This window comes from Nocardia sp. NPDC059177, assembly GCF_042755165.1.
GTDB lineage: Bacteria > Actinomycetota > Actinomycetes > Mycobacteriales > Mycobacteriaceae > Nocardia.
Window position 1 is genome coordinate 169,076 of record NZ_JBHZBX010000001.1, and the last position, 26,683, is coordinate 195,758.

The 26,683-nt window shown below is 70.2% G+C and carries 27 protein-coding genes; 10 read left to right on the forward strand and 17 right to left on the reverse strand.

What is annotated here, in order from left to right:
- Window positions 1-5 precede the first annotated feature (5 nt).
- Window positions 6-2,828, reverse strand: a complete 2,823-nt coding sequence (locus ACFXK0_RS00785) for a protein kinase (RefSeq protein ID WP_379407534.1) — start codon at window positions 2,826-2,828, stop codon at window positions 6-8.
- Window positions 2,829-3,024: 196 nt separating this feature from the next.
- Here ACFXK0_RS00785 and ACFXK0_RS00790 point away from each other — a divergent pair, with 196 nt between their 5' ends.
- Window positions 3,025-3,927 carry a hypothetical protein gene (locus ACFXK0_RS00790; protein WP_379407535.1) on the forward strand — a complete coding sequence of 301 codons (903 nt, stop codon included), beginning with the start codon at window positions 3,025-3,027 and terminating at the stop codon, window positions 3,925-3,927.
- 10 nt (window positions 3,928-3,937) lie between these two features.
- Here ACFXK0_RS00790 and ACFXK0_RS00795 read toward each other — a convergent pair whose 3' ends face one another.
- Both ACFXK0_RS00795 and ACFXK0_RS00800 read right to left on the reverse strand, forming a co-directional pair.
- Entirely contained in the window at window positions 3,938-4,603 is a 666-nt protein-coding gene (locus ACFXK0_RS00795) for a response regulator (protein ID WP_379407537.1), read from the reverse strand.
- Between the two features lie 18 nt (window positions 4,604-4,621).
- Entirely contained in the window at window positions 4,622-5,785 is a 1,164-nt protein-coding gene (locus ACFXK0_RS00800) for a sensor histidine kinase (RefSeq protein WP_379407538.1), read from the reverse strand.
- Between the two features lie 166 nt (window positions 5,786-5,951).
- Between ACFXK0_RS00800 and ACFXK0_RS00805 the strand changes: the two genes are divergently transcribed.
- Together ACFXK0_RS00805 and ACFXK0_RS00810 are read left to right on the forward strand one after the other, a co-directional pair.
- On the forward strand, window positions 5,952-6,719 hold the full coding sequence (locus ACFXK0_RS00805; protein ID WP_379407539.1) for a hypothetical protein: 768 nt from the start codon (window positions 5,952-5,954) through the stop codon (window positions 6,717-6,719).
- Window positions 6,720-6,758: 39 nt separating this feature from the next.
- Window positions 6,759-7,199 carry an SRPBCC family protein gene (locus ACFXK0_RS00810; RefSeq protein ID WP_379407540.1) on the forward strand — a complete coding sequence of 147 codons (441 nt, stop codon included), beginning with the start codon at window positions 6,759-6,761 and terminating at the stop codon, window positions 7,197-7,199.
- A 46-nt stretch (window positions 7,200-7,245) separates the two neighbouring features.
- Here ACFXK0_RS00810 and gatA read toward each other — a convergent pair whose 3' ends face one another.
- Window positions 7,246-8,733, reverse strand: a complete 1,488-nt coding sequence (gatA, locus tag ACFXK0_RS00815) for an Asp-tRNA(Asn)/Glu-tRNA(Gln) amidotransferase subunit GatA (RefSeq protein ID WP_379407541.1) — start codon at window positions 8,731-8,733, stop codon at window positions 7,246-7,248.
- Complete coding sequence (gene gatC, locus ACFXK0_RS00820; RefSeq protein WP_067493225.1) at window positions 8,730-9,026, reverse strand: Asp-tRNA(Asn)/Glu-tRNA(Gln) amidotransferase subunit GatC; 297 nt, start codon at window positions 9,024-9,026, stop codon at window positions 8,730-8,732. The genes gatA and gatC overlap by 4 nt, the downstream gene beginning before the upstream one ends.
- Window positions 9,027-9,283: 257 nt before the next feature.
- Between gatC and ACFXK0_RS00825 the strand changes: the two genes are divergently transcribed.
- Window positions 9,284-9,934, forward strand: coding sequence for an amino acid-binding protein (locus tag ACFXK0_RS00825; protein WP_379407542.1), 651 nt, complete (start codon window positions 9,284-9,286; stop codon window positions 9,932-9,934).
- Here ACFXK0_RS00825 and ACFXK0_RS00830 read toward each other — a convergent pair.
- The 5 genes from ACFXK0_RS00830 to ACFXK0_RS00850 all read right to left on the reverse strand — a co-directional run bounded on the left by ACFXK0_RS00830 (window position 9,931) and on the right by ACFXK0_RS00850 (window position 14,044).
- Complete coding sequence (locus ACFXK0_RS00830; protein ID WP_379407544.1) at window positions 9,931-10,452, reverse strand: GNAT family N-acetyltransferase; 522 nt, start codon at window positions 10,450-10,452, stop codon at window positions 9,931-9,933. The two genes, ACFXK0_RS00825 and ACFXK0_RS00830, sit on opposite strands and share 4 nt — an antisense overlap.
- A gap of 72 nt (window positions 10,453-10,524) precedes the next feature.
- Window positions 10,525-10,872: a hypothetical protein gene (locus ACFXK0_RS00835; RefSeq protein ID WP_379407546.1), complete on the reverse strand. Its 348-nt coding sequence runs from the start codon at window positions 10,870-10,872 to the stop codon at window positions 10,525-10,527.
- 92 nt (window positions 10,873-10,964) lie between these two features.
- Window positions 10,965-12,149 carry an ATP/GTP-binding protein gene (locus ACFXK0_RS00840; protein WP_379407547.1) on the reverse strand — a complete coding sequence of 395 codons (1,185 nt, stop codon included), beginning with the start codon at window positions 12,147-12,149 and terminating at the stop codon, window positions 10,965-10,967.
- A 153-nt stretch (window positions 12,150-12,302) separates the two neighbouring features.
- Entirely contained in the window at window positions 12,303-13,109 is an 807-nt protein-coding gene (locus ACFXK0_RS00845) for an ABC transporter permease (RefSeq protein WP_379407548.1), read from the reverse strand.
- Window positions 13,106-14,044, reverse strand: a complete 939-nt coding sequence (locus ACFXK0_RS00850) for an ATP-binding cassette domain-containing protein (RefSeq protein WP_379407549.1) — start codon at window positions 14,042-14,044, stop codon at window positions 13,106-13,108. Before ACFXK0_RS00850 ends, ACFXK0_RS00845 begins: the two co-directional genes overlap by 4 nt.
- A 120-nt stretch (window positions 14,045-14,164) precedes the next feature.
- Between ACFXK0_RS00850 and ACFXK0_RS00855 the strand changes: the two genes are divergently transcribed.
- Window positions 14,165-14,803, forward strand: a complete 639-nt coding sequence (locus ACFXK0_RS00855) for a PadR family transcriptional regulator (RefSeq protein WP_379407550.1) — start codon at window positions 14,165-14,167, stop codon at window positions 14,801-14,803.
- An 87-nt stretch (window positions 14,804-14,890) separates the two neighbouring features.
- The gene (locus ACFXK0_RS00860; RefSeq protein WP_379407552.1) at window positions 14,891-15,244 is read left to right on the forward strand and encodes a hypothetical protein; all 354 of its coding nucleotides are present in this window, start codon (window positions 14,891-14,893) and stop codon (window positions 15,242-15,244) included.
- A gap of 8 nt (window positions 15,245-15,252) precedes the next feature.
- On the opposite strand, the gene ligA is transcribed toward ACFXK0_RS00860, so the two are convergent.
- From ligA to ACFXK0_RS00880, 4 genes are all read right to left on the reverse strand, one after another.
- Window positions 15,253-17,361 (reverse strand): NAD-dependent DNA ligase LigA, encoded by a 2,109-nt coding sequence (gene ligA / locus ACFXK0_RS00865; protein WP_379407554.1) that lies wholly within the window; start codon window positions 17,359-17,361, stop codon window positions 15,253-15,255.
- A gap of 154 nt (window positions 17,362-17,515) precedes the next feature.
- Complete coding sequence (locus tag ACFXK0_RS00870) at window positions 17,516-18,532, reverse strand: methionine synthase (protein ID WP_379408050.1); 1,017 nt, start codon at window positions 18,530-18,532, stop codon at window positions 17,516-17,518.
- 138 nt (window positions 18,533-18,670) lie between these two features.
- Window positions 18,671-19,786, reverse strand: coding sequence for a tRNA 2-thiouridine(34) synthase MnmA (mnmA, locus tag ACFXK0_RS00875; RefSeq protein ID WP_379407555.1), 1,116 nt, complete (start codon window positions 19,784-19,786; stop codon window positions 18,671-18,673).
- Window positions 19,786-21,009, reverse strand: coding sequence for a cysteine desulfurase family protein (locus ACFXK0_RS00880; RefSeq protein ID WP_379407556.1), 1,224 nt, complete (start codon window positions 21,007-21,009; stop codon window positions 19,786-19,788). The genes mnmA and ACFXK0_RS00880 overlap by 1 nt, the downstream gene beginning before the upstream one ends.
- Before the next feature lie 462 nt (window positions 21,010-21,471).
- Here ACFXK0_RS00880 and ACFXK0_RS00885 point away from each other — a divergent pair, with 462 nt between their 5' ends.
- The 3 genes from ACFXK0_RS00885 (at window position 21,472) to ACFXK0_RS00895 (ending at window position 23,248) form a co-directional block, all read left to right on the forward strand.
- Window positions 21,472-21,642 (forward strand): hypothetical protein, encoded by a 171-nt coding sequence (locus tag ACFXK0_RS00885; protein WP_379407558.1) that lies wholly within the window; start codon window positions 21,472-21,474, stop codon window positions 21,640-21,642.
- 2 nt (window positions 21,643-21,644) lie between these two features.
- The gene (locus ACFXK0_RS00890; RefSeq protein ID WP_379407559.1) at window positions 21,645-22,205 is read left to right on the forward strand and encodes a hypothetical protein; all 561 of its coding nucleotides are present in this window, start codon (window positions 21,645-21,647) and stop codon (window positions 22,203-22,205) included.
- 266 nt (window positions 22,206-22,471) lie between these two features.
- Window positions 22,472-23,248: an oxidoreductase gene (locus tag ACFXK0_RS00895; protein WP_379407560.1), complete on the forward strand. Its 777-nt coding sequence runs from the start codon at window positions 22,472-22,474 to the stop codon at window positions 23,246-23,248.
- Window positions 23,249-23,269: 21 nt separating this feature from the next.
- Here the strand turns inward: ACFXK0_RS00895 and ACFXK0_RS00900 are convergent, their stop codons facing one another.
- The 3 genes from ACFXK0_RS00900 to ACFXK0_RS00910 all read right to left on the reverse strand — a co-directional run bounded on the left by ACFXK0_RS00900 (window position 23,270) and on the right by ACFXK0_RS00910 (window position 25,844).
- Window positions 23,270-24,163 carry a LysR family transcriptional regulator gene (locus ACFXK0_RS00900; protein WP_379407561.1) on the reverse strand — a complete coding sequence of 298 codons (894 nt, stop codon included), beginning with the start codon at window positions 24,161-24,163 and terminating at the stop codon, window positions 23,270-23,272.
- A gap of 218 nt (window positions 24,164-24,381) precedes the next feature.
- The gene (locus tag ACFXK0_RS00905) at window positions 24,382-25,185 is read right to left on the reverse strand and encodes an SDR family oxidoreductase (protein WP_379407563.1); all 804 of its coding nucleotides are present in this window, start codon (window positions 25,183-25,185) and stop codon (window positions 24,382-24,384) included.
- Window positions 25,182-25,844, reverse strand: a complete 663-nt coding sequence (locus ACFXK0_RS00910) for a hypothetical protein (RefSeq protein WP_379407564.1) — start codon at window positions 25,842-25,844, stop codon at window positions 25,182-25,184. The genes ACFXK0_RS00905 and ACFXK0_RS00910 overlap by 4 nt, the downstream gene beginning before the upstream one ends.
- A gap of 106 nt (window positions 25,845-25,950) precedes the next feature.
- Between ACFXK0_RS00910 and ACFXK0_RS00915 the strand changes: the two genes are divergently transcribed.
- Window positions 25,951-26,622, forward strand: a complete 672-nt coding sequence (locus tag ACFXK0_RS00915; RefSeq protein ID WP_379407565.1) for a TetR/AcrR family transcriptional regulator — start codon at window positions 25,951-25,953, stop codon at window positions 26,620-26,622.
- Window positions 26,623-26,683 lie beyond the last annotated feature (61 nt).

A 26,683-nucleotide genomic window follows, 5' to 3' on the forward strand; every position in this document is an offset into this window, starting at 1 on the left:
TCGGGCTACAACGGAACCTCGTCCCACCAGGCGATCACTTCGTCCTGGGCGGACGGGCGTGGTGCGCCGTTGGCGCCACTGCTGCCCCGGCGGCTCACCACGATCAGGTAGTTCGCGCGCTCCTCGTCGTCGGGGAAGCTCACCACCTGGTGCGCGGTCTGGATCCGCGCGCTCGCCGGATCGGCGACTGCCCAGCGGCGCAATACGAACGGCACCCCGTCCTTGTCGCCCTCGTACCGGACCGCACCCGGCATCGCCCCGACCACCGACCGCGCGTGCGCCGGGTCGGCGTATTCGAGCACCAGATAGCTCACCGCCGCCGCACCGTTGCCGACCCGCTCGCACTGCCAGCCGATGGTGATCGGATTCCATTGCAGCGCAGGCTCTTTCCACTCCAGTTCGCTCACGTCCCGCACCGCGGCACACCGCGCACCCCGATACCCGGGGCCGACGGTCGCCGCGCCCTGGGGCACCAGTGTCGGGAAGATCTGCCTGCTGGCGATCAGCGAATCCTCGTCCAGCTCACTGATACTCGCCGTCGCACTGGTCGGCGCACTTCCCCCGGCCGCACTCGGCGCCGCTTCGTCGTCGTCACCGGGCAACACCACAACCACCAACGCCAGCAGCAACGCCACCAACGCCAGCACCAGAAAACCCAGCATCAGCCACCCGAACCGATGCAGCCCGGAAACCCGCCCGCGCTTCCCCGACCGCCCCACCGGCCGCCCGGGTGGCTGCCCCGTCCAGGGCGCCTGCCCACGCAGCATCGGCAGTCCGCCGGTCGCCGGACCATCCGGACCAGGCGGCAGCATCGGCAGTCCCCCGGTCGCCGGGCCATCCGCACCGGCACTCATCGGCACCGCCTCCCCCTGCGAAAGCCCTCCCGGAGCAACACCCGAACCCGACGGCAAGGCGTCCGGACTCTGCGGCACACCAGCCGATCGGGCGTCCGGGCCGTTGGCTTGCGAATCGCCGGAGCGCTGCGGATTGCCGTCCGGCGCGGCCTGGACGACGTCCTGCTGGCCATCACCGAGCCCATGCTCGGTATCGCCCACCCGGGCACCGTCCGATGCTCGCGCGGCCGAATCGCCGGGCGAACCAGCAGGGCCGCGTGTTCCACTCGATGACGTGCTGTCCGCGGCGTCGACATCCAGCCGCGGCATTTCGACGGAATCCACTGCGTCTCCGGATGATTCACTATTCGTGAATCGGCCCGACCGGTCATGCGACGCGACCGCCGCCACATCGGTCCGGGCATTCGCGTTCGCAACTTCGCGCGCGTCAAGTTTCGGCCTGGCGACGACATCGGTTGCCGCCGTGGCAGATACATCTCCCGGAGCATCGGCTCGCGGACCGCCACTGCTGTCGCCGCCGGCACCGGACGCGCGCGGCCCCTCCTCTCGCGACGCGGACCCACGGCTCCGCCCGCTCACTACCGCCGCATCCGACGCCGCCGAATCTTCCTGCCCCGAAACCGAACCCGCATTCTGCGTGCCGGGCGGTGATTGCGAACCGAGCCCCGCAGACGGCTGCCCGGCTGGACTCGAGGACGGCGGTTGCGCGCCTGACGACTGGACTCCCGGCGGCGCCAGCGGCGGTTGCCCGGCTGGTTGCGCGCCTGACGGCTGGACTCCCGCCGACGGCGACTGCCCGCCAGGACGCACCGCGGGCGGCTGCGGGCCGGGCTGGGCGGTGGGCGGTTGCCCTGCCACCGGTGGTGGGACGCCCGGTTGCGCGGACGGTGGCGCAGGTGGTTGTTGCGCGGGGACCAGGCGTGGCGCCGCGAACGGGGGCGCGCCGGCGGGTGGCGGGGCACCGTAGGGGACGGCCGGTGGCTGGGGGGTCGCGGCGGGGCGGGCTGGGGGTTGCTGGGGCCAATTCGGTTGGGGTGCGGGGGGATAGCCCTGGCGGGCGAAAGGGGCTGCGCCGGGCTGGGGCGCGGGCGGGTAGTAGGTGGGGGGTGGGGTGGTCGGGCGCGGGAGGACGGGTGGGGTGGTGGAGGTCAGAGCCTGGCGGGCCGCGGTGGTGAAGGCCGTGCAGGAGTCGAAGCGGGCGGCCGGATGTTTGGCCATGGCGGCGGCCAGGACCGCGTCCAGGGCGGGGGGCAGGCCGGGGCGGCGCAGGGCCAGCGGTGGCGGGCCCAGGTAGAGGGTGCCGCGGATGATCTCGTTCGGGTCGGGTGAGTCGAAGGGGGCGATGCCGGTCAGCAGCCAGTACAGCGTGCAGGCCAGGGAGTACTGGTCGGAGCGGTGGTCGAGTTCGGTGCCGGTCATCTGCTCGGGCGAGGCGTAGGCCAGCGTCGCGGTGAACATGCCCTGCTGGGTGAGGTGGGTGGAATCGGCGCGCAGGCGGGCGATCCCGAAGTCGGTGAGGAACACCCGTTCGCCCTGACCGCCGCTGGAACGGGCCAGCAGGACGTTGGCCGGCTTCACATCGCGGTGCAGCACTCCCCTGCCGTGCGCGTAGTCCAGCGCGTCGGCCACGCCCTCGACGATCTGCACGGCCCGCTCGGGCGGCAAGGTCATCGGGTCGACGGTGGCCGCGTCGACCCCGTCGACGTACTGCATGCTGATCCACAGCTGCTCGCCCTCGGTCCCCCGGTCGAAGACGGTGACGATCCCTGGATGGTCCAGCCCGGCCGCGAGATCGGCCTCCCGCTCGAACCTGGCCCGAATGCGCTCGTCGGCGAACAGGTCCCGATTGAGCAGCTTGAGCGCGGTCAACCGGTCCAGGCGCGGATGCCGCGCCAGATACACCGTCCCCATCCCGCCCTGGCCGAGCATCCGCTCGATGGTGAACCCCGCGAACACCTCACCGATGTCGTGCACTGTGACCCCCTTCCGGCCTCCGTGGCGGACCAGCATGGCACCCGGCCGGCGGTGTGACCACGCTCATTCGAATTCTCGCCGTAAATCGGTGAAACTGACTGCTATGCGTCCGGTATCGTCCGGGCGCGCTCGACGAGTAGTTTGCACCGCCGAAGCAGGGCGCCGACGCGCAGTGGGTGGTGGGGAGGATTCGGTGGTGAAGTCGACCGCTATGGCGGCCGCCTGTCGCAGGCTGCTGCTGCAAGGGGTGGTGCTGGCTTCGGCCGCGCTGTCCGTCTCGTGTGCCATCTCCGGTACGGCGACGCCGGTGAGCGCGCCGACCGTCACCGTGAACAGTGACGATACCTGGGATCCCGGCCTGTCCATCGTGCTGCCCGATTCGCTGGCGGCGGAGTTCACCCAGCTGCAGTCGCAGCTGCCCGGCCAGGTCGGGATGGCGTTGATGCCGGTCGGTGGCGGCCGGATGACCATCTTCGGCGACTGGACCACCGGTATCGCCTGGTCGACGATCAAGATCCCGCTGGCCATCGCCGCGCTGCGCCACGATCAGGACCGGCATCAGTCGATCTTCGAGATGGTGCGGGCCGCGATCACAGTGTCGGACAACGCCGCCGCCGAGGGGCTGTGGGAGTCCCTCGGTGACGCGCGCGAGGCCCGCGTGGCCGTGGAACAGGTGCTCGACGAGGGCGGGCGGCTCCCATCGGGCAAGGTGGCCCATGTCGACATCGATGAGACCGCGTTCGGCGTGACCGAATGGTCGCTGGCCGATCAGGTTCGTTTCGCCTCGCGGCTGCCATGTCTGCCGCACACCGAGGTCGTGACCCGGCTGATGGGTCAGATCACCCCCGATCAGGCCTGGGGCATCGGCCTGCTGGAGGACACCGAGTTCAAGGGTGGCTGGGGCCCCGACGACGACACCGGGATCTACACGGTGCGCCAGTTCGGCCTGATACCGGTCGGCAGCGGCCGACTCGCGGTAGCGATCGCCGCGCAAGCCGATTCCGGCACCTTCGATGACACCACCGCCCTGCTGGACCGGCTCGCGCTGCTGCTCTCGCGGCATCTGCCGGAGCTGACCGGGGGTGTCTGCCCGGGCTGAGCCGGCCCGCTCAGCCGGGGACGACCAGGCCGGATTCATACGCCAATACCACGGCCTGGGCGCGGTCGCGCAGCCCGAGTTTGGAAAAGACCTTGGAGACATGGGTTTTCACGGTCTGCTCGGCGACATAGAGCGAGGCCGCGATCTCGGTGTTGGACAACCCCTTGGCGACCAGTTCGAGTACTTCGCGTTCGCGCGGGGTGAGCGCGGCCAGCGCGGGCGCCGGTGGGGTGCGCACCGAGTTGCGTCTGCGGGTGACATCGGCGATGAGCCTGCGGGTGATCGTCGGGGCCAGCAGCGCCTGCCCGTCGGCGACCACCCGCACCGCGCGCACCAGTTCCTCGGCGGGCGCGTCCTTGAGCAGGAATCCGCTCGCGCCCAGGCTCAGTGCCTCGTAGACGTAGTCGTCGATGTCGAAGGTGGTGAGCATGAGGACCCGCACCGGCGGGTCGAACCCGGCGGCCAGGATGGCGCGGGCGGCGTCGAGTCCGTTCATCTCCGGCATCCGCACATCCATCAGCACCACGTCGGGGCGCAGCCGCTTGGCCTCGGCCACCGCCACTTTGCCGTCGGGTGCGTCGCCCACGACGCTGATGTCGGGCTGTGCGCCGAGCAGCGCGCCGAAACCCTGCCGCACCATCGCCTGGTCGTCGGCGATCAAAACGGTAATAGCCACCCGACCACCCTAATGGGCCTACGGGGTGGGCAGGTGGGCCGAGACCTCGAATCCGCCGGTCGAGGTGGGCGCGGCGGCCAGTTCGCCACCGACCGCGGCGACCCTGGTCCGCATCCCCTCGATGCCGTGCCCGCCGCCGAGGGTGGGCCGTGGCACGGTGGCGGCGGGTGCGTTGCGCACGGTGACCCCGACCCCGCCGGCTGTCACCGCGACGCCGACGTGCACCGCGGCGCCGGGCGCGTGCCGGGCGGCATTGGCCATCGACTCCTGCACCACCCGGTAGACGGCCAGCCCGGTCGTCTCCGGCACCGTCTCCAGATCCCCGGTCACCGACCATTGCACCGGTACCCCGGCCCGTTGCGCCGACGCGCACAGGGCGGGCACCTCGGCCGCGCGCGGCTGCGGCGCGTGCTCGGGCAGCTGCCCGTCGCTGCGCAGTACGCCGAGCAGGCCGCGGATCTCGTTGAGCGCGGTGCGCGCGGTCGCGCCGATGGATTCGAACTCCGCGCGGGCCGCCGGTTCCAGATCGGCGATCCGGTAGGGCGCGGTCTGTGCCTGCACGACCACCATCGACATGTGGTGGGCCACCACATCGTGCAGGTCGCGGGCGATGCGCGCCTTCTCCTCGAGGATCGCCCGGCGCGCGCGTTCGAGCTCGGTGACCTCTTCCTGCTGCTCGAGCTGGCGCCGCGAGTCGACCAGCACGCGCACCAGATAACCGAACAGCGCCAGCGCGCCGAACCCGATCACCCAGCCCCACACCGGCCCGGTGTCGGATCCGGGCATGGTGGCGGCGAACAGCATCGACTGCGCGAGCCAGGCCACCACGATGACCTGCACCGGTGCGCGCAACGCCACCGCGAACAGCAGCACGAACAGCACGATGATGTGCACGACCTCGAACGGCAGGTCGTTGCCCGGGCTCGGCGAGAGCGCCAGCGAGAGCAGCAGCGCCGCGCCCGCGGAGATCGCCCAGCCCAGCGCCGGGTTGATCCGCACCAGCAGGATCGGGAACACCGCGAGCGCGGACACCAGCGGCGCGAGCACCGGCGCGACCTCGTGGGTGACGAACAACGTCGGCCAGGCGATGCTGTAGAGAATCAGCGCGACCAGCACCGTGGCCAGGTCGAACCAGAGGCGCGCGGGGATGCGGCGCGCGGCGGGGCGCAGTTGTCCGGACATGCCTGTGAGCCTACGAACCGCCCGGTCGGCGGACCTCATACCCACGGGCGAATTCGGACCCCCTACCCTGGTGTGACCCCGGCGCCGGGTCACCCGCCCGCGCCGCTGACGAACCGGTCCGCAGCGGGATGCCCGCCGCGCGCCCCGCTCCTTACCGTCGGAGGCCATGAACACCCCGCTTCGCCCGGTACCCGCCGCTCGCCGCGCCCGTACCGCCGTCTCCACCGCCTCCGACCAGTCACCGGCTCCCGCCGAGCCCGGGCAGCGCCGCCGTCGTAGCGGTGTCGCCCTGTGCACCGCGGGGCTGGCGATGGCGGCCGCGGTCGTGATGTCCTCGCCCGGTGCCATGGGCACCACCCCTGATCTGCCCGAGAACGCCGTCGCGGCCGAGGTGGTGCGGGCCCTCACCGATGACGATCCGGACGCTCCCGCGCTCATCCCGCGCGATTTCGGCTACAAGTTCGGCTACGACCCGGCGGTGCGCAACGGGCTGCTGGTGAACCCGAACGGGTCGTGTTCCTCGCCGGTGACCCTGCCCGCGGAGTTCCAGTCCGCCTGCATGGCGCACGACCTGGGCTATGACATGCTGCGCTACGCCGAGCGGGTCGACGAACCGCTGGGCCAGTGGGCGCGCCGGGCGGTGGATGCGGCGCTGAACCGGCGCATCCACACCGCCTGCGAACAGCGCGAGGGCGAGTTCTCCCAGGCCCGCTGCGGGGTGATGGCCGATATCGCCTTCACCGCCGTCGACGTGAACTCGCGCAGGCAGGAGTACCGCGCGCCGGTGGTGGAGAACCTCTTCGCCGAGACCGACCCGGCTGACCGGCCCAATCTGTGGCCGCTGGCCCGGACGGTGCTCGGGTTGTTCGCGGCGACCACGGCGTGCGTGGTGATCATCGACGCGCTGCGCAAGCGCCGCCGTCGCCTGTCCTGACGCCTTGCCGAAAACTAGAACATGTCCTAGTTTGCTGGCATGGCCTTGGTGATCGACGAAACGATCGAGATCGACGTACCCGCCGCGACGGTGTGGGAGGTGCTCACCGACTTCGACCGCTACGGCGAATGGAACACCTTCTGCTTCGAGGCGGCGAGCACGCTGGAGCCGGGCGCGCCGATCGACATGCAGGTGCAGCTCGGCGGCAACCGCCGCCCGCAGCGCGAGTGGATCCGCACCCACACCCCCGGCAGCGAGTTCAGCTACGCGATGAAGCCGGTGCCGCTGGGCGCGCTGCACAGCCTGCGCTCGCACACCGTGGTCCCGCTGGGCCCCGACCGCTGCCGCTACGAATCCCGCTTCACCCTGGCCGGCTGGCTCAGCCCGGTCGTGGTGCTCGCCCTCGGCAAGCACCTGAAAGCAGGCTTCGGCGCGATGACCGCAGGCGTGGCCACCCGCGCCACCAGCCTGGTCGACTGAAAAACGCGGTGTGCCGGGCTGTTTCGGCCCGGCACACCTTCTTCGCTCAGACGCCCGCGGGCACCGGCAGCGCACCGCGCGCCAGCTCGTAGGCCGCGCCGACCCGGTACAGGCGGTCGTCGGCCAGAGCGGGCGCCATGATCTGCAGACCCACCGGCAGGTTGTCGTCGGCCGACAGGCCCGAGGGCACCGACATGCCGCAGTGCCCGGCCAGGTTGGTCGGCAGGGTGCACAAGTCCGACAGGTACATGGCCAGCGGATCGTTCACCTTCTCGCCCAGCTTCCACGGGGTGAACGGGCTGGTCGGCGAAACCAGCACGTCGACCTTCTCGTAGGCCGCGTCGAAGTCCTGCGCGATCATCGTGCGGACCTTGAGCGCCTGACCGTAGTAGGCGTCGTAGTAGCCGGCCGAGAGCGCGTAGGTGCCGATGATGATGCGGCGCTTGACCTCCGGGCCGAAACCGGCCTCGCGGGTCAGCGACATCACCTGGTCGGCGCTGTGGCTGCCGTCGTCACCGGCGCGCAGGCCGTAGCGCATGGCGTCGAAGCGCGCCAGGTTCGACGACACCTCCGAGGGCATCACCAGGTAGTACGAGGACAGCGCGTACTCGAAGTTCGGGCACGACACCTCGATCACCTCGGCGCCCAGTTCCTTCAGCACCGCGACAGCGGCGTCGAAGGAGGCCAGCACGCCGGGCTGGTAACTGTCGGAATGCAATTCGCGCACCACGCCGACCCGCACACCACTCAGGTCACCGGTGGCACCCTGACGGGCCGCCTCGACGACCGGGGCCACGGGCACATTGCGCGACGTGGAGTCGCGCGGGTCGTGCCCGGCGATCACCTCGTGCAGCAGCGCGGTGTCGAGCACGGTGCGACCACACGGGCCGCCCTGGTCCAGTGAGGACGCGCAGGCCACCAGGCCGTAGCGGGAGACGGTGCCGTAGGTGGGCTTCACGCCGACCGTCGCGGTGACCGCGGCGGGCTGCCGGATCGAGCCGCCGGTGTCGGTGCCGATGGCCAGCGGCGCCTGGAACGAGGCCAGCGCCGCGGCCGAACCACCACCGGAACCGCCCGGGATGCGGGTGGTGTCCCACGGGTTGCGGGTCGGGCCGTAGGCGGAGTTCTCGGTGGAGGAGCCCATCGCGAACTCGTCCATATTGGTCTTGCCCAGGATCGGGATGCCCGCGGCGCGCAGCCGCGAGGTGACCGTCGCGTCGTACGGCGACATCCAGCCCTCGAGGATCTTCGAAGCGCAGGTGGTCGGCATGTCGGTGGTGGTGAAAACGTCCTTGAGCGCCAACGGAACTCCGGCCAGCGCCGAGGCCGGGGTCTCGCCCGCGGCGTGCGCGGCGTCGACCACGGCGGCCGCGGCCAGCGCCTCGTCCCCGGCGACGTGCAGGAACGCGTTGAGCTCACCGTCGACCGCGGCGATCCGATCCAGGTGCGCCTGGGTGACCTCGGTCGAGGACACCTCGCCCCCGTGGATCTTCGCCGCCAGCTCGGCCGCCGACAGCGTGGTCAGCTCGCTCATTCGCCCTCTCCCAGGATCTGCGGGACCAGGAAACGCTGTTCCTCGACGGCGGGCGCCTGGTCCAGCGCCTGCTCGGGGGTGAGACCGGGCACGACCACATCGGGCCTGGTCACATTGGTCGTCGGGTTCGGCGACGCGGTGGCGGGGACGTCGGCGGCGACCTCGGAGATGGTCCGCACGTGGCTGAGGATCGAATCCAGCTGACCGGCGAACTGGTCGAGTTCGGCGTCGGTCAACGCCAGCCGGGACAGCCGGGCGAGGTGAGCGACCTCGTCACGGGAGATTGCGGGCACCGCGGGACCCCTTTCGGCTTCGGTGGGCAGTAGTCGCCTACAGCCTAGTTGGCACCGGTGCGCGGCAATCCGCAGCCCTGCGCACGCCGACCGGTACCGCTCGACCCGCTCGGGGACGCACCCGCCGCGCACGAAAGGTCGCCCATGTCGCGCGATTGGGGTCATACTCGAGTCGAGAACCCGCGTACCGGGGTGTAAGTATTGCGTCACCGGGTATTCGTCTCGAACCACCTCGGCCGTCAAGGAAAGGAACGCACGTGTCATACCTGCTCCGCGTGCAACTTCCGGATCGACCGGGAAGCCTCGGTTCTCTCGCGCTCGCCCTCGGCGGTGTCGGCGCCGACATCCTCTCCCTCGACGTCGTGGAACGCGGGGCCGGATTCGCGGTCGACGATCTGGTGGTCGAAGTGCCCACCGGCGCCCTGCCCGACACCTTGATCACCGCGGCGGAATCAGTGCGCGATGTGAGCGTCGACTCCATCCGCCCGTATTCCGGCGTGCTCGACACCCATCGCGAGCTCGAGCTGATCGACCAGGTCGCCAGTGCCCGCGACGACCGCCTGCAGGTACTCGTCGACGGGTGCCCGCGGGTGCTGCGGGTGGGCTGGTCCACCATCATCGGGCTCGGCCCGGCCGGCGCCTATCGGGTCGTCGGCAGCCCGAGTGCGCCGGAGACACAAGCGGGTTCGGCGCCGTGGATGCCGCTGGAGAAGCCGATGTGGCTCGACGGCGAGGCCGAGTGGGTGCCGCAGATCTGGCGTGACATGGACACCAAGCTCGCCGCGGCACCGCTGGGCAACTCCGGCAAGGCGTTGCTGCTGGGCCGTCCCGGTGGGCCCGATTTCCGCCCGTCGGAGGTCGCCCGGCTCGGCTACCTGGCCGGCATCGTCGCCACCGTCCTGAACTAATTCAGCGCCAGGCGCATCACGTGCAGCTGTAAACCGTCCGGGGTGGCCCAATTGCGTTCCGGCACAGCGACGAAGCCGAGCCGCTCGTAGATGCGGTGCGCGTCGACCATGGTCGACATGGTGGTGAGCGCGACCGCCTCGTAGCCGCCCGCCCGCGCCGCGGCGAGGACCGCGTGGACCAGCGCGGTGCCCGCACCGAGGCCGCGGGCGCGTTTGGCGACGGCGAGCATGCGGAACTCGAGCTCGCCGGGCAGGGCGATCTCGGCATAGGGCGTACCCGGCTTCGCGACGGTCAGCGAGCCGGCGATCCGGTCGTCGTGGACGGCGACGAGGACCTCGGCCGCGGCGGCGCGATGCGCCACGTCACCGAGTTCGGTGACATAGGCGTCATCGGGTGAGACGTAACCGTCGCCGACGTACACGTCGACGGTCAGGGCGGAGATCTCGTCGTACTCGCTGGGGTGTGCGGGACGGATCTCGAGTCCGGTGCCGGGGGTGGGGGCTGATGTGCCGTGCATCTGCGCATGATCCCATCCGCACCGCTGTGAGCTCGCCCTCACCCGACAATCCGGGCGACGGTGAGCTCGCGGTCACGACCCGAGGTAGGGGCGCAGTCCGGGATGGTCGGCGACCCACTTGTCCGGATTGAGCGGCGGGTAGGCGACGAGCAGCTGGTCACCGACGGCGGGCCAGTGCGCCGCGTCCCAGGCGAAGCGCCGGTAGACCACGGTCCCGGCGACCGAGGGTCCGGTGAGGGTGCCGGTGATGGTGACGTAGTGCTCGCCGGTCATGGCGGGCAGCGGGCTGACACCGGTGATGTGCAGCGACCCGTGTTCGAGGTTCGCTCCCCCGCCCTTCCCGGCGCGGGCGGCCACGATCGCGCCGATCGTCACGACCAGCAACGTCACCATGGCCGCCGCCATCACCACTTCGAGCATGTCTCCATGCTAGGCCCCGGCGTCATCGTGCAATTCGGCGCCGCTCAGTCGATATAACGACTGGCGGTCGCCGAATTGCACGATTACGCCGGTCACAGCGGGGTGAGTTCGCTGACGCCGTGTTCGCGGCGCAACTGCCAGACCGCGGTCCTGGTGCGTTGCGAGCGCCCGTTGCCCCGGTCGATCAGGGCGCGGTTGGCGGTGGTGTAGAACAGTTGCGCGCCACGGGCATTGGTCTCGGGGTTCTGGAACAGCTGCACCAGCCGGTCGGTCTCCTCCACCGGCAGTCCGGCGCCGAGATCGTCGACGGCCAGGACCTGTCCGGTGTCGAGTGCCTCCAGCATCGCGGGCAGCACCCGCAGCAGCGAGCGGGTGGCGCTGGACTCGTCGGCCAGTTCGAAGGGCACATCGATCCCCTCGTGCACCAGGCTCAGCCCGGCACCGCGCCGGTCCACCATGCGCCGGTACAGCGCGTCCCTGGCGGCGCGCACGGTGCTCAGTTCCCGTTCCACCAGGATCGGGTCGGCGCCGCCGTGGTCGAGTTGTGCTGACAGCGCGCCGATTTCGGCGTCGAGGTCGCGCAGGTAGTCGGCGTACATCGGGTCGTGTTCGGCGACGAGCAGGTCCTCGATACCGAGGTCGGCGGTGCGCAGCAGCATCAGCAGCCGGGCGGCGTTGTCGGGTGAGCGGGAGATGTGACTGCCCAGATCGTGAGCGAGCGCGTCGGTGCCCGCCTCGCCCTGCTGCACCCGCAGATTCGCCGCGAACCACCGATACGCGGGGACCAGCGCCTCGGCGTAGAGCTGCCCGGCCAGGCTCAGCAGCAGCGCGTTCGGCCGCAGCAGCGGCACCAGCGCCGCCACACCGTAGCGGGCCGCCTCGAACATCGGCCCGATCTTGACCTGATCACCGGTGCGCTCGAACACGATTCGCTTGCGCGAGCGCGGATGCGTGTACAGCCACTCCGCGAGCACATCGGCGTTGTCGAGCCGGAATCCGTAGGTGTAGGGCACGCCTTCGGCGACGAACCCCACCACGAATTCGGTTGGCCGATCCGCGAACCCGAGATGCGGCCTGCGCACCGGCCCCGCATAGGGATCCCATCCGCTGACCGAGTGCAGGACCGCGTCTCGCATCTGCGCGAGCGCGTCGATCAGGCTCGTCTTCCCCGAGGCGGCCACACCGTGCACCGCCGTCACCGGCACCGCCACCGGCCCACCGACACCCTTGCTGAGCCGCAATTGCTGCGCCTCAGCCAGCGATCGGTGGTTTGTCACCTGAAAACTACGCAGCACTGCGCTCGTCCGCCTCTCCGAGTCCTTTGGCCAGACTAAGGGACGTGCGGGCTCGTCGACGCGGCAGGCGATGGGGTACGTGGCCGGCTCAGCCCGTACCCGGCGAGTTACCCCTGTTCTCGCCGGGCGAGTCCGCTATCGGCTCAGGTCCCGGAACCGCTGCACCGCCAGCGGGAAGAACACCGCGACCAGGGCGACCGGCCAGGCCACCGCGAGCAGTTCCGCGTTGGCCGCGGCCCACGAGTCACCCGCCGCGACCGGGTTGCCGAACAGGCCGCGCACCGCGGTCGCCGTCGCCGACATGGGATTCCATTCGACCACCGCGCCCAGCCACGACGGCATCGATTCGGGCGAGGCGATGGCGTTGGAGAGGAAGCCGACCGGCCAGACCAGGATCTGGACCGCCTGCACCAGTTCCGGTTTGCCCGCGACCATGGCCAGGTAGATGCCGATCCACAGCATCGCGAACCGAAGCAGCAGCAGGAGTCCCACCGCACCGAGGAACGCGGCGCCGCCGCCGTGCCAGCGCCAGCCGATCGCGTACCCGACCGCGATCATCACCGTCAGCCCGACCGCCGACTGCAGCATGTCGGCGATGCTGCGGCCGACCAGGACCGCGGCCGAGTTCATCGGCATCGAGCGGAACCGGTCGATGACACCCTTGTTCAGGTCCTGGGTGACCGCGAGCATCGTCGACTCGAGGCCGAAGGCCATGGTCATCGTCAGCATGCCGGGGACCAGGTAGTCCTTGAAGTCGCCGTCGATGCCACGACCACCACCGATCAGATAGCTGAACATCAGCAGCAGCATTACCGGGAAGACCAGCCCGACGACCAGCTGCACCGGCTGGCGCGCCCAGTGCGCCAGCTCGCGCCTGGTCATCGTCCACGAGTCGGCCACTGCCCAGCTCAGCGTCGAATCCAGCTGTCGCGTCGTGCTCACGCCGCGTTCTCCTTGGTCAGGTGCAGGAAGACTTCGTCGAGTGTCGGGCGCCGGACCGCGATGTCCTCGGGTTCGATGCCGTGGGCCGCGAAGGCCCGGACGGTCTCGGTCAGGGCCGCCATCCGGTCGGTCACCGCGGCGCTGACCAGGCGGCGGTCCTCGTCCACCACCGCGTCGCCGGGCAACAGCGCGGCGGCCATGGCGAGCTGGGCCGGGTCGTGCAGGACCACGTCGATGCGGTCACCGCCGGTCTTGGTCTTCAGCTGGTCGGCGGTGCCGTCGGCGATGACCTTCCCGTGGTCGATCACCGAGATCCGGTCGGCCAGCTGGTCGGCCTCCTCCAGGTACTGCGTGGTGAGCAGGACCGTGGTGCCGCCGTCGACCAGGGAGCGCACCGAATTCCACACCTCGGTGCGCCCGCGCGGATCGAGCCCGGTGGTCGGCTCGTCCAGGAACAGCACTTGTGGTTCGGAGATGAGCGAGGCGGCGAGGTCGAGGCGGCGGCGCATCCCGCCGCTGTACTGCTTGACGGCCTTCTTGCCGGTGTCGCCGAGCCCGAATCGCGCCAGCAGTTCGTCGGCCCGCACGCCCGCGCGGCGCGTGCCCAGATGGTAGAGGCGCCCGAACATCTCCAGGTTCTGCCGTCCGCTGAGCTCCTCGTCGACGGCCGCGTGCTGACCGAGCAGCCCGATCCGGGTGCGCACCTGCTCGGCCCGGTGCCGCACATCCATGCCCGCCACCTCGACGTATCCTTCGTCCGGGCGCAGCAGGGTGGACATGATGCGCACCGCGGTGGTCTTGCCCGCGCCGTTCGGGCCGAGGACCGCGTGCACGGTCCCGGTCCGGACGGTGAGGTCGAGACCGTCCAGGGCCGGCTTGTCGCCGTATTTCTTGCGCACGCCCGCGACGACGATCGCCTGATCGTGGTCAGTCACTTCACCCTCCGAAAACTCAGTGATCAAATTTGACTAGACGGCCACGGTACGGCGATCGCCGGAATTAGTCAAACTTGAATACTGCTAGATTGGTCAAAGTTGACCAGAAGGGAGCCGTCCATGTCAGCGATCCGCCTGCTGGTCCTCGGCGCGGTCCGCCAGCACGGACGAGCACACGGCTACCAGGTGCGCAACGACCTGGAGTTCTGGGGTGCGCACGAGTGGTCCAACGCCAAGCCGGGCTCGATCTACCACGCGCTCAAGCAGATGGCCAAGCAGGGACTGCTCGTCGAGCACGAGGTCGCCCCGAGCACCGTGGGCGGTCCGCCGCGGGTGGAATACGAGATCAACGACAAGGGCACCGAGGAGTACTTCGCGCTGCTGCGCCAGGCACTGACCTCCTACGACCAGAAGATGGACATGCTCTCGGCCGGGATCGGCTTCCTCGTCGACCTCCCCCGCGACGACGCCGTCGCGCTCCTCGAACAGCGGATCACCGGCCTGACCCGGTGGCGCGCCTCGGTGACCGAGTACTACACCCCCGAAGAGGGCCCCGGCCAGCTCGGCCACATCGGCGAGATCATGAACATGTGGGTCCACTCCGCCGACAGCGAAGCCGCCTGGACCCGCGGCCTGATCGAGCGGATCCGCCAGGGCGCCTACGTTTTCGCCGGCGAGGGCGAGCCCTTCGTCGGCATCCTCGCCGACGACGAACCGAACCCGTTCGCGACCGGACCGGATCCGGCCGACAACCGCTGACGAGCCGGCCGAAACGCACTACCATGCTGGGCACCGCGGCCGGTCGGTGCGCGGAATCCGGGTCGGCGACGAGAATGGGTGCGCGTGATGGCAGTTCGGGTGATGGTTCGCGGAGTTGTCGTCGTGGCGATGTCGGCGGGTGCGCTGGTGCCCGCCGCCCTGGTCGGGGCGCCGAACGCGGTGGCCGATCCGTGCCCGAACGGGACCGCGCGGGTCTTCCTCGGGAACTCGACGAATTCCTGTCAGGGCGCCGGGTCGGTGTCCTACACCGAGGCGCCGGTCTCGAAGGTGTGCTCGATGTCGGGGACGCAGGTGGTCGTCGAGATCGAGGTCGACAACAAGAAGCGCCCGACGCGCACCGTCGAGATCAGCAACGGGCGGTGCGCGAGCTTCGACATGAAGACGCAGATCGGCAACACCGTCACCGTCACCCCGCACTGAGCGAGGGACTACTCGCCCTCGGACGGTTCCGGCGCGGGCGTGACCGCGGCGGGACCGCCGTCGAGTAACAGACGGAAGCCGTCCTCGTCCAGGATCGGCACACCGAGTTCCTCGGCCTTGGCCGCCTTCGAGCCGGGCGCGTCACCGATCACCACGAACGCGGTCTTCTTCGACACCGAACCCGCCGCCTTGCCGCCGCGCACCAGAATCGCCTCCTTGGCGCCGTCGCGGGTGAAACTCTCGAGCGAGCCGGTGACCACGATGGACAGGCCGTCGAGGGTGCGTGCGATGGAGTCGTCGCGTTCGTCGGCCACCCGCATGCCCGCCGCGCGCCACTTGCCGACGATGGCGCGATGCCAGTCGACGGTGAACCACTCCGCCACGGCGGCCGCGATGGTGGGGCCGACCCCGTCGGTGGCCGAAAGTTCTGCCACCGTGGCGGATTCGATGCGGTCCAGGCTCGCGAATTCGGCGGCCAGCGCGCGGGCCGCGGTCGGGCCGACGTGCCGGATCGACAGGGCGACGAGCACCCGCCACAGCGGGCGGTCCAGCACCGTGCGCAGGTTCTCCAGCAGGCGCTTGCCGTTCGCGGAAAGGCCGCCCTCCTTGTTGGTGAACAGCGGGACGCCGAGCAGCTTCTGCTCGTCCAGGTCGAACAGATCACCCTCGTCGACGATCGCCCCCGATCGCAACAGCGCGTCGGCGGCCTTGTCACCGAGCGCCTCGATATCGAAGGCCCCGCGTCCGGCGAGATGGAAGACACGTTCGCGGAGCTGAGCGGGACAGTGCTGCTGGTTGGGGCAGCGGATGTCGGCGTCGCCCTCTTTCTCCGGCGCCAGTTCGGTGCCGCAGTTCGGGCAGTGCGTCGGCATCACGAACTCGCGTTCGCCGCCGGTGCGCGCGTCCACCACCGGACCGAGGACCTCGGGGATCACATCGCCGGCCTTGCGAATGGTGACGGTGTCGCCGATCAGCACACCCTTGCGTTTCACCTCCGAGGCATTGTGCAGCGTCGCCATGGCGACCGTGGAGCCGGCGATCGACACCGGCGCCATCACCGCGAACGGGGTGACGCGCCCCGTGCGGCCGACATTGACCTCGATATCGAGCAGGGTGGTGGTGGCTTCCTCGGGCGGGTATTTGTAGGCGATGGCCCAGCGCGGCGCCCGCGAGGTGGAGCCCAGGCGGCGCTGCAGCGCCAGCTCGTCGACCTTGACGACCTGCCCGTCGATCTCGTGCTCGATGTCGTGGCGGTGCTCGCCCCAGTAGGCGACCCGCTCGATCACCGCGTCGATGCCCTGCACCAGGCGGGTGTGTTCGGACACCGGCAGCCCCCAGGCGACCAGCGCCTGATAGGCCTGGTGCTGGGACTCGGACCGGTAGCCCTCGATGCGGCCGAAGCCGTGGCAGATCATCCGCAGTCTGCGCTGCGCGGTGACGGCCGGGTTCTTCTGGCGCAGCGAGCCGGCGGCGGTATTGCGTGGATTCGCGTACGGCGGTTTGCCTTCGGCGACGATCTGGGCGTTGAGCGTCTCGAAGTCGGCGAGCCGGAAGTAGACCTCGCCGCGCACTTCGAGCAGCTCCGGCACCGGGAACTCCGCACTCGGGGTGAGTTCGGCCGGGATGTCTTCGATGGTGCGGGCGTTGAGGGTGACGTCCTCGCCGGTGCGCCCGTCCCCCCGGGTCGCCCCGCGCACCAGTTTGCCGTTCTCGTACACCAGGTTCAGCGCGACCCCGTCGATCTTGACCTCGCACAGGTAGTGCGGTTCCGACCCGGTTTCGGCCTCGACCCGACCGGCCCAGGCCCGTAACTCGTCGACGTCGAAGACATTGTCCAGCGACAGCATCCGCTCGAGATGGTCGACCGCGGTGAACTCGGTGGCGAACCCGCCGCCGACCAGCTGGGTCGGCGAATCGGGGGTGCGCAGATCGGGATGCGTGTCCTCGAGCGCCTGCAACTCGCGCAGCAGTGTGTCGAACTCGCCATCGGTGATGATCGGCGCATCGCGCACGTAATACCGGAACTGATGCTCACGCACCTCATCGGCCAGCCGCTGCCACCGCACCCGCTGTTCGGAGGTCGCCGCCACCGGCTCGGAATCCACGCTGTCACTCACCTGTCGAACCCTAGCCGAGCCCACCGACACTTCCGATCACCGTTCCCGCACGTCGCAAGGGCTATTCGGGACCGATCACATCGAGCCGAGGGACCCGCGTCGCCGATCGGCGGGAAAGGCTTCGGCAGCCAGGAAGCCTCTCTGGTTGCGGGGGTCAGTCGACGATGATCGAGTCCGGGTCCTCGGCGAAGGCGCGGGCGGCGTCGACAGCTAGCGAGAGGGCCTTGCGGGACCAGGGCAGCGGGGCGCCGGCCAGGCCGCAGGCCGGGGTGACCAGGACCTGTTCGGCGAGGACGCGGCGGGGGAAGCCGAGGCGGTCGATCAGGCGGACGCCTGGTTCGGCGACGGTGCGCCAGGTGACCGGAGTGGCCGGGGCCGTCGTCGGGGCCAGGCCGAGCACGATCTTCTTGCCTGCGTCCACGATCTCGCCGAGCGGGTCGAGGTCGGCGGTGGTGATGGTCGCGGCGTCGAAGGAGATGGCGGCGGCGGCCGTGCGGCCCAGCGTGGTGAGGGCGGGGCGGGGCGCGCAGGTGTGCAGCAGCACCGGGCCGGGTTGGGCGGTGATGACCGTGTCGAGGAGGTGCAGGGCGTCCGGCTCCGGCAGGGCGCGGATGGTGTTGAGGATGCTGGGGCCCCGCAGCGCACCGTCGAGGACGGTGGTGAGCTGGGGTTCGTCGAGCTGGACGATCACCTCGGCGCCGAGCCGCTTGCGAATCTCGGCGGCGTGCCGGGCCAGCCCCTCGGCGAGAGATTCCGAAAGATCGCGTACCGCACCGGAATCGGTGAGGATGCGATGCCCGCCCGGCAGCTCGACCTCGGCGGCCAGCGTGAGCGGACCCGCCGACTGGATCTTCACCACCCGGCCGGTGCCCGCGAGACCCGCTGTCTCCCAGGCTTCTTCGATCGCGTCGAGGTCGGCGTGCAGCAGGTCCCTGGCCCGCCGCGACACCGCACCGGGCCGCGCGCCCAGCCGGTAGCCACGGGTCGTCGAATCGAAACGCAGATCGACCAGCAGCGCCGACACCCGCCCGATCATGTCGGCGCCGATCCCCCGCTCGGGCAGCTCGACCAGATGCGGCAGCGCGGGCAGTTCCCCGATGATCGTCGCGGCGGCCTCACGCGGGTCGGTGCCCGGCCAGGAGCCGATGCCGGTGGCGATGCCGCCGGTCAACAGGTCGACCGGCTCCGCCGCGACGACCTCCCGCGACTCCTCGCTTCGCCACAATGCCACGCGCTCAACACCTTTCGACTGGTCGTACGGAGTACTCACCGGTCGATGCGGTACTCCGCGCCGACCTGGCGTGGCGGTTCAGGCCGAGGCGTCGGCGACGGCCGAGGTGGCCGCGGCGCGATCGGTGCCGTTGATCGTGCCGCTGCCGACCACGGTGTCACCCGCCGCGGCATCGGGCAGGTAGGCCACGATGGCCTGGCCCTTGGCGACGCCGGTGAGCGGTTCGCGCAGCCGGGCGACGAACCCGTCCCCCACCGGTTCGACGACCGCAGGCGCGGTGCCGCCGTGCGCGCGCACCTGCACGATGCACTCGACCGGCTCCGCCGGGCGCACACCGGAGGTCCAGATGGCGCGATCGGCGGTGACGATGTCGACCTGCAGATCCTCGATCGAACCGACCGCGACCGTGCCCGACTCGGGATCGATCCCGGTGACATAGCGCGGCTTGCCGTCGGCGGCGGTGTGGGTCAGGCCGAGGCCCTTGCGCTGGCCGACGGTGAACCCGTGCACACCCTCGTGCTCGCCGAGCACGGTGCCGTCGGAGTCGACCAGGGCGCCCGGTCGGATGCCGATCTTGGCGCCGAGAAAGGCGCGGGTGTCGCCCGAGGGGATGAAGCAGATGTCGTGGCTGTCGGGCTTGTCGGCCACAGCCAGACCACGCTCGGCGGCTTCGGCCCGGATCAGCGGCTTCGGGGTGTCACCGACCGGGAACATGGCGCGCGCGAGCTGCTCGGCGGTGAGCACCGCGAGCACATAGGACTGGTCCTTGTCGGCGTCGACAGCGCGACGCAGCACGCCGTCCTCTAGCCGCGCGTAATGCCCGGTGACCACGGCGTCGAAGCCCAGCGCCGCGGCGCGATCGGCGAGGGCGGAGAACTTGATCTTCTCGTTGCAGCGCAGGCACGGATTCGGCGTCTCACCGGCGGCGTAGGCGGCGACGAAATCGTCGATCACGTCTTCCTTGAACCGGTCGGCGAAGTCCCAGACATAGAACGGGATGCCCAGCACGTCCGCGGCGCGCCGCGCGTCACCGGCGTCTTCCTTGGAGCAGCAACCGCGCGACCCGGTCCGCAGCGTGCCCGGATTCGCCGACAGCGCCAGATGCACCCCGACCACCTCGTGGCCGGCGTCCACGGCCCGCGCCGCGGCCACCGCCGAATCGACACCACCACTCATCGCGGCGAGAACTCGCATCAGGCACCTCCTCTAGCGCCGGCCAGGCCCGCGGCCCTGGCCCGTTCGATGACCTGCGGCAGCACGGTCAGCAGTGCGTCGATATCGTCCCCGGTCGAGGTGTGACCCAGCGAGAACCGCAGCGAACTGCGCGCCTGCCACGGCTCGACACCCATGGCGATCAGCACGTGGCTCGGCGAGGCGACCCCCGCGTTGCAGGCCGATCCGGTGGAACATTCGATACCGGCGGCATCGAGCAGCATGAGCAGCGAGTCGCCCTCGCAGCCGGGGAAGGTGAAATGGGCATTGCCGGGCAGACGCTGCTCGGCGGGCCCGTTGAGTACCGCGTCGGGCACCGCGGCGCGCACCCCGGCGATCAGCCGGTCGCGCAGCACACGCAACTGCTCGGTGCGTCCGGACAGCTCGGCGGTGCCCTCACGCAGGGCGGCGGCGAGCCCGACGGCCGCGGCCACATCGGAGGTTCCCGAACGCAGGTCACGCTCGTGTCCGCCGCCGTGCACCAGCGGCACGCACGGCACCTGCCTGCCCAGCAGCAGCACCCCGATCCCGTGCGGTCCCCCCACCTTGTGCCCGGCGACGCTGAGCGCGGCCAGCCCACTCGCCCCGAAATCGACGGGCAGCTGAGTCACCGCCTGGATCGCGTCGCTGTGCATGGGGATATCGAATTCCGCGGCGACAGCAGCCAATTCGGCGATCGGCTCGACAGTACCGACCTCGTTGTTGGCCCACATGACGCTCACCAGCGCCACCTCGTCGGCATGCGCGGCCAGCTCGGCCCGCAGCACCTGCGGCGACACCACTCCCTCGGCGTCCACCGGCAGCCAGCTGACCCGCGCACCCTCGTGCTTCTCCAGCCACTCCACCGCGTCGAGCACCGCATGGTGCTCGACCGCGCTGGTGACGATCCTGGTACGCCGCGCATCAGCGGCCCTGCGCCCCCAGAAAATCCCCTTGACCGCGAGATTGTCACTCTCGGTCCCCCCGGAAGTGAAGATCACTTCCGACGGCCGCGCCCCCAGATCGGCCGCGATCGACTCACGCGCTTCCTCCAGCGACCGCCGCGCCGCCCGCCCCGACCCGTGCAACGACGAAGCATTCCCGACCACACCCAGCGCAGCCGTCATCGCCTCGACCGCGACCGGCACCATCGGAGTGGTCGCCGCGTGGTCGAGGTAGACCGTCCTGGGCGCTCCGCTGACCGGACCCGAATAAGCCGACTTCATGACCGACAAAGCCTATACCACCGCTGACCTGGTCATCTTCCGGGTACACCCCTCGTTTCTACGATCTTTCTACGATTTGCACAGCTTTCTCAACACGTGTAGCACCTATCCGCATTCCCGGACCCGGGGTCCAGGGCCGATGAGACGGTCGAGTCGGACGTCCGCGCAGCTGCGTTCTCGATCCGGTTGTCGAGGGCGCTGTGCGCGGCGGGGCGAGCGGGTGGCGGTGGCGAGGCGGATCCGTCCTGATTTCGGGAGCCCGCATCCATCGGCAGACTGACATCGGCCGGTGTGGGTGCAGACCTGTCGGGGAGAGGCCCGAGATCCGTGGCAGCACCACGGGTTTTACGGTGAGGCAAGCGGTCTACCGGGAGCGGGCGCCGGCAGAGGTGGTACGTACGCTGGCCGCGAAGTTCAGTTGAGGTTAAGGATTTCGCAGGTTCCCGGACTTACCGTTGGCACATGGTCAGCAGGAAGCATCGAAAGTCCGCACAGCGCAACAGATCCGACACGGTGAACGAGGACGGCGGCGTGGGTCTGGAGGTAGCCTCCCACGCGATCGCCGAAGGTGTGGCGACCCTGGCCCGGGTGACCGGCCGGGTGCTGTCGGCGTTGCTGCACGCGATCACCTGAGTATGTCGGCCGAGGCACCCGCCGGGCGGGCACACCGGCACCGGAGCGAGCGTTCCGGGTCCGACATTCGCGATACGCCCGAATTCGAGGCCATCCAGGGTGACGAGCGGTTCCAGAGCTGGCTGCTGATGCATGACGCGGCGATGCAGATCGAGTTCACCGTGTTCGATGTTCCCGAGCTCGACGGTCACGAGTTCACCCGGGAAGGGCTCATGATCGCCGAACAGGAAATCGTGCGAAGGTTCGGCGCTTCGAACCTGTTCAGTACCGAGAATTGCCGGCTCGGCATGCGGTTCTACTACTTCATCGGGGAGACGTTCCGCCGGAATCTCGACGGGAGGTGGGTAGCGCTTCCTCCGGAGCCGCCGAGGACGAACGCCACTTCTGCTGTCGATTTGCCGTTCAGGTCCGGATTCCAGATCCCCCGGTACATGATGGGCTTCGTTCACCAACGACGCACCGGCAACGAACTCACGAAAATTTTCGATCGTGCTGGTGCTCGACACAAGGAATGGGTCGAGCTCGGTCGCCCCGCACGCGGGACCTGGGAAGGCTACTTGTAGCGGTTCGTTCCGCGCAGCGACGCTCGGTGCTCGCGGTGTACCGGCCGCTGCCCGAGTCGCTGGGGCTCACCCACCCGGCAGTATCTGGTGATGCTCGCGCTGTGGGGTGCGGCGCCGATGTCGGTGAACGCGGCCGCTCGTCGTGCCGAGGAAACGATATATAGGCATTTCCTCTGTTCAGTACTGCATTTTCGTCTTTGATTCCGCCTTTCGACCGGACCTAGCGTGGCAAGAGTCATGCAGGAAGCGATCGAAAGGACCGTGCCATGACTACGATCGAAATGGGTTCGGCGAGTCGGGAATTCGCCGGGAAGCGGGCCGTCGTCACCGGCGGGACGCGGGGAATCGGCGCGGCGGTGGTGCGCCGGTTGCTGGCGGCCGGGGCCGAGGTGCTGACCACGGCGCGGTCGGCGGAGCACGCTCCCCCGGCGGGGGCGGTGTTCACGCAGGCCGATGTGCGGACAGTCGACGGCGCGCGGACCATCGCCGCCGCGGCGCGGGCGGAGTTCGGCAGGGTCGACATCGTCGTCCACAATGCCGGCGGCGCGCAACCGTACGCGGGGTCGGCGGCGATCACCGACGAGGTGTGGCGGGAGGCGCTGGACCTGAACTTCCTGGCCTCGGTACGGCTGGACGCCCTGCTGGTGCCCGGGATGCGGGCGCAGGGTTCCGGGGCGATCGTGCACATGTCCTCGGCCGCGGTGCTCACGCCGTTCGCGCCGTTCCTGCACTATGTGTCCGCCAAGGCCGCGCTCGAAACCTACAGTCGCGGACTGGCATCGGAGCTGGCGCCGGACGGGGTCCGGGTCAATACGGTCACTCCGGGCCGGGTCGCGACGCCGGGCGGGGCGCAGACCCGCGAGGAGTGGTCGCGGATGAACGCGGCGGACGGGGCGGCCGCCGCGACCGCGATGCCGCCGCTCGGGCGGGTCGGCGAACCCGACGATATCGCCGCCGCCGTGCTGTATCTGGCGTCGGAGCGGGCGAGCTGGGTGACCGGGAGCAGTCTCGTGGTGGACGGAGGTGAATTCTCGCGCGGCTGAATTCCCTTGCGGTGGCGCCGATCAGGAGGCGCGAGACACGGGCGGCTGCCAGGTTTCCCGGCGCAGGAACTCGAGCAGCGCGGCCTCCGCCGGTCCCGCGCCGGGGCGCACGGCCGCCAGCACCGGCTGGGCGACGATCGGGAACACCGGGCGGGCCAGGTGTTCGTAGTCGCGGGGCACCGCCGAGGCGGGGACGAGGGCGACGCCGAGCCCGTCCGCGGCCCAGCGCACCGCCGTCGCCGTCTGGGAGACCCGGGCGACGGTGGGCGGGTTGATCGCGTTGTCCTGCAGGACATCCCGCACGACACAGTCCAGCGTGCTGTCGCGGTCGAACCGCACCCATGGTTCGTCGGCGAGTGCCTGGAGTTCGACGCGGTCCGCGGCGAGCAGGCGGTGCCCGGCGCCGAGGACGACGACGAAGTGTTCGTCACCGAGCCGGTGGACATCGGCGCTGCCCTCGGCACACGCGACCGCGGCCAGGACCACGTCGAGCACGCCCCGCCGGCCCATCCGCTCGAGTTCGGCGGGGTCGGGCTCCTCGACCAGGGTGACCTCCAGGCGCGGGAAACGGCGCCGCAGCGCCCGCAACGCCCCAGGCAGTTGCCGGGCACCCAGCCCCATCTGCACCGCGACCCGCATCTCCCCCACCAGCTCCGCCGACCCCGCCCGCGCGGCCGCCCGCGCCCGCCGGGCGGCATCCACCGCGACCTGCGCCTCACGCAGGAACGCCCGCCCGACCACGGTCGGCACCAACCCGCCCGGCGTGCGCGCGAACACCTGCGCCCCGAGTTCGCGTTCCATCGCCCGGATCTGCTGAGAGACCGACGGCTGCGCGACCCGCAACCGTTCCGCCGCCGCCGTCACCGACCCTTCCTCGGCGACGGCCAGGGCGTATTCGTACTGTCGCAGACTCATCGGCACTCCCCGCTCGCGATGGCACGCGGGTGAGCGCACCGGGACTTCGAGCGCTACAACACTCCCGAACACCCGTTTACTCCGTTGCTGCCGGCGGCCGCCCGAACACCGGGTACCACTCGCCGTTCCCAGTGCGCGGGCACTCACGGGCCCTGTCGGCGGTTATCCGCCGTCCGGGGCGTGACCGGGCGCGAAAGGTGGGATCCGGTAGGCGGCACCTACCGGATCCGGTCCAGGTAGGCCTGTCGTCGTGCGGGGTCGTAGCCGCCGTACTCGGCGCCACCGACGAAACGTTTGAGCCACCACAGGACCGGCGTGGGGATCAGTTCCTCGGCCAGGCCCATCGGGGCGAGCCAGCGTGGGACGGTCACCTCGCCGCGGGTGTGCCGGGCGCTGTCGGCGATGGCGACGGCGACTTGCCGCGGTGTCAGGGTCGGCTGCAGGCGCAGCCGCACACCCGAGGTCAGTTCGGTGTGCGTGGCGGCGGGCATGACCGTGGTCACGGTCACCCCTGATCCGGCGAGTTCGGCCCGCAGCGCGCGGGAGAAGGCGACCACACCGAACTTCGAGGCGCAGTAGGTCGCGATGCCGGGGGTGGTGATCTTGCCCGCCATCGAGGCGACATTGACGATGTGGCCGTGGCGCCGGATACGCATCCCGGGAAGTACCAGGTGCACGCCGGTGAGGACGGCACCGAGGTTCACCGCGAGCTCGCGCTGTACCGCGCCCAGATCCTGGTCGGCGAAACCACCCATGAGCTGGATACCGGCATTGTTGACCAGCATGTCGATCGGGCCGTCGGCGGGTGCCGCGGTCAGGAACGCCCGGAAACTGTTCTGGTCGGTGACATCGAGCGGGTACGCGGTCGCACCGATCTCGGCGGCGGTGCGTTCGGCGGCGGGCAGGTCGCGATCGCCTATCCAGACCCGGGCGCCGCGGGCGATCAGTTCTGCTGCGGTCGCTCGTCCGATGCCTCTTGCCCCGCCGGTCACGCAGACCAGAGCACCGCGCAGCTCGATCACAGCGGGCTGCCGATCGGCTCACGCAACGCGAAATAGGCGATCGGCCGGATCCCGCCGTCGTCGCCGCGCAGCAGCGCCCGGCCGAGGTTGACGCCCGGGGTGACCTCCACGATCTCGTCACGCGTACGCGCGATGGGAAAGGTCCGGACGCTCGGGTTCCGATACTCGGGCACGGCATAGTCCAGCGCACGCACGGTCGTGGTCGCGTCGAGCCAGCTGGGGGCGAGCGCGTGCGCGAAGTCGAACCCCTCCATCTCCGCGCCGACCCGGCGCAGTCCGAGGTAGCCCGCGCCGATGATCGGCATGACCAGAGCGGCGATGGGCGAGAGCCGGTTCCAGCCGACCCCGCCCGCCAGATCGAAGGTCTTGCCGCGCCAGGTCGGGTCGATACGCATCAACGGATTCGCCAGGCGCGCCTCGGGGATCCCGAAGAGCTTTCCGACGATCTGTCCCTCCATCTTCCCGTCCGGCCCCTCGGGTGCGGTCCCACCCGCGAACACCTCAGCCAAGGCGGCCCGGTCGTCGCGCGCGCCGAGACCGGCGAGGTAGTCCCATGCCTGCGCCCGCGCCGACACCGGATGGGCCACCGCCAGGTCTCGCAGTTCGTCCAGCATCGCGCGCGGCGCCGAGATCCCGCTGTGCGGTCGAGTCTTCATCATTGCCTCCAATCTGGCACGTTCACGTACCAGTTATTCTGGTACGGAACTGTGCCAGAGTGTGCGGGGCCTGTCAACGCCTCGACCGGGAAAATGGCAGGATGATCGCGTGTCGACCGCCGAACGCAAGTACGCAGGGGATTCCGCCCACACGCGGAGCCTGCGCCGGCGCACGGCACTGGTGGACGTCGCGCTCACCGAAATGGCCGAGAACCGCTGGCGCACCGCGACGGTGCAGGCTCTGTGCCAAGCGGCGAAACTCAACAAACGCTATTTCTACGAGAGCTTCGACAGCCTCGACGCCTTGGCCGACGCCGTGATCGAGACCATCGCCGCCGAGGTAACCGAGGTAGCCACCGGCGGTTACCTGCCGCTGCTCGATCGGCCGGTGCGGGAGCAGGCGCGCGGCGCCATCGGCGCGGTCATCGACCTACTCGGTGCCGACCCACGCAAAGCTCTCGTACTCCTGGGCGGCGTACCCACCACCCCGATGGCGCACGAGAAGCGCACCGCGGTCATCGCCGGACTCACCGCCGCACTCATCGCACACGCGCGCACCACCCACGACGTGTCGCTCGAACAGGACTCCCTGGCCGCCACCGCACCGGCCTTCGTCATCGGCGGCACGACCCAGACGATCCTGTCCTGGGCGAGCGGAGACCTCCCGGTCACCCGCGACCGGGTGGTCGACGACATCACCGCACTGTGGATGACCCTCGAGCGCGGCGCCACGGACTTGGCCCGCGCCCGCCTCGCGAGCCGCGCCGACGAAACCAGATGACCGTTGCGGGCGCCCGATCGGCCCAGCAGCCGGCGGAAACGTGGCCGGTCGGGTGCTGTCG

What these genes read in the sequence shown, in the direction of transcription:
- ACFXK0_RS00890 (WP_379407559.1), top strand. Translation starts at nt 21,645, where the DNA reads ATGTCGGCCGAGGCACCCGCCGGGCGGGCACACCGGCACCGGAGCGAG.
- ACFXK0_RS00860 (WP_379407552.1), top strand. Translation starts at nt 14,891, where the DNA reads ATGGCAGTTCGGGTGATGGTTCGCGGAGTTGTCGTCGTGGCGATGTCG.
- mnmA (WP_379407555.1), bottom strand. Translation starts at nt 19,786, where the DNA reads ATGCGAGTTCTCGCCGCGATGAGTGGTGGTGTCGATTCGGCGGTGGCC.
- ACFXK0_RS00910 (WP_379407564.1), bottom strand. Translation starts at nt 25,844, where the DNA reads ATGATGAAGACTCGACCGCACAGCGGGATCTCGGCGCCGCGCGCGATG.
- ACFXK0_RS00885 (WP_379407558.1), top strand. Translation starts at nt 21,472, where the DNA reads ATGGTCAGCAGGAAGCATCGAAAGTCCGCACAGCGCAACAGATCCGAC.
- ACFXK0_RS00805 (WP_379407539.1), top strand. Translation starts at nt 5,952, where the DNA reads ATGAACACCCCGCTTCGCCCGGTACCCGCCGCTCGCCGCGCCCGTACC.
- gatA (WP_379407541.1), bottom strand. Translation starts at nt 8,733, where the DNA reads ATGAGCGAGCTGACCACGCTGTCGGCGGCCGAGCTGGCGGCGAAGATC.
- ACFXK0_RS00810 (WP_379407540.1), top strand. Translation starts at nt 6,759, where the DNA reads ATGGCCTTGGTGATCGACGAAACGATCGAGATCGACGTACCCGCCGCG.
- ACFXK0_RS00800 (WP_379407538.1), bottom strand. Translation starts at nt 5,785, where the DNA reads ATGTCCGGACAACTGCGCCCCGCCGCGCGCCGCATCCCCGCGCGCCTC.
- ACFXK0_RS00900 (WP_379407561.1), bottom strand. Translation starts at nt 24,163, where the DNA reads ATGAGTCTGCGACAGTACGAATACGCCCTGGCCGTCGCCGAGGAAGGG.
- ACFXK0_RS00835 (WP_379407546.1), bottom strand. Translation starts at nt 10,872, where the DNA reads ATGCTCGAAGTGGTGATGGCGGCGGCCATGGTGACGTTGCTGGTCGTG.
- ACFXK0_RS00855 (WP_379407550.1), top strand. Translation starts at nt 14,165, where the DNA reads ATGTCAGCGATCCGCCTGCTGGTCCTCGGCGCGGTCCGCCAGCACGGA.
- ACFXK0_RS00880 (WP_379407556.1), bottom strand. Translation starts at nt 21,009, where the DNA reads ATGAAGTCGGCTTATTCGGGTCCGGTCAGCGGAGCGCCCAGGACGGTC.
- ACFXK0_RS00830 (WP_379407544.1), bottom strand. Translation starts at nt 10,452, where the DNA reads ATGCACGGCACATCAGCCCCCACCCCCGGCACCGGACTCGAGATCCGT.
- ACFXK0_RS00895 (WP_379407560.1), top strand. Translation starts at nt 22,472, where the DNA reads ATGACTACGATCGAAATGGGTTCGGCGAGTCGGGAATTCGCCGGGAAG.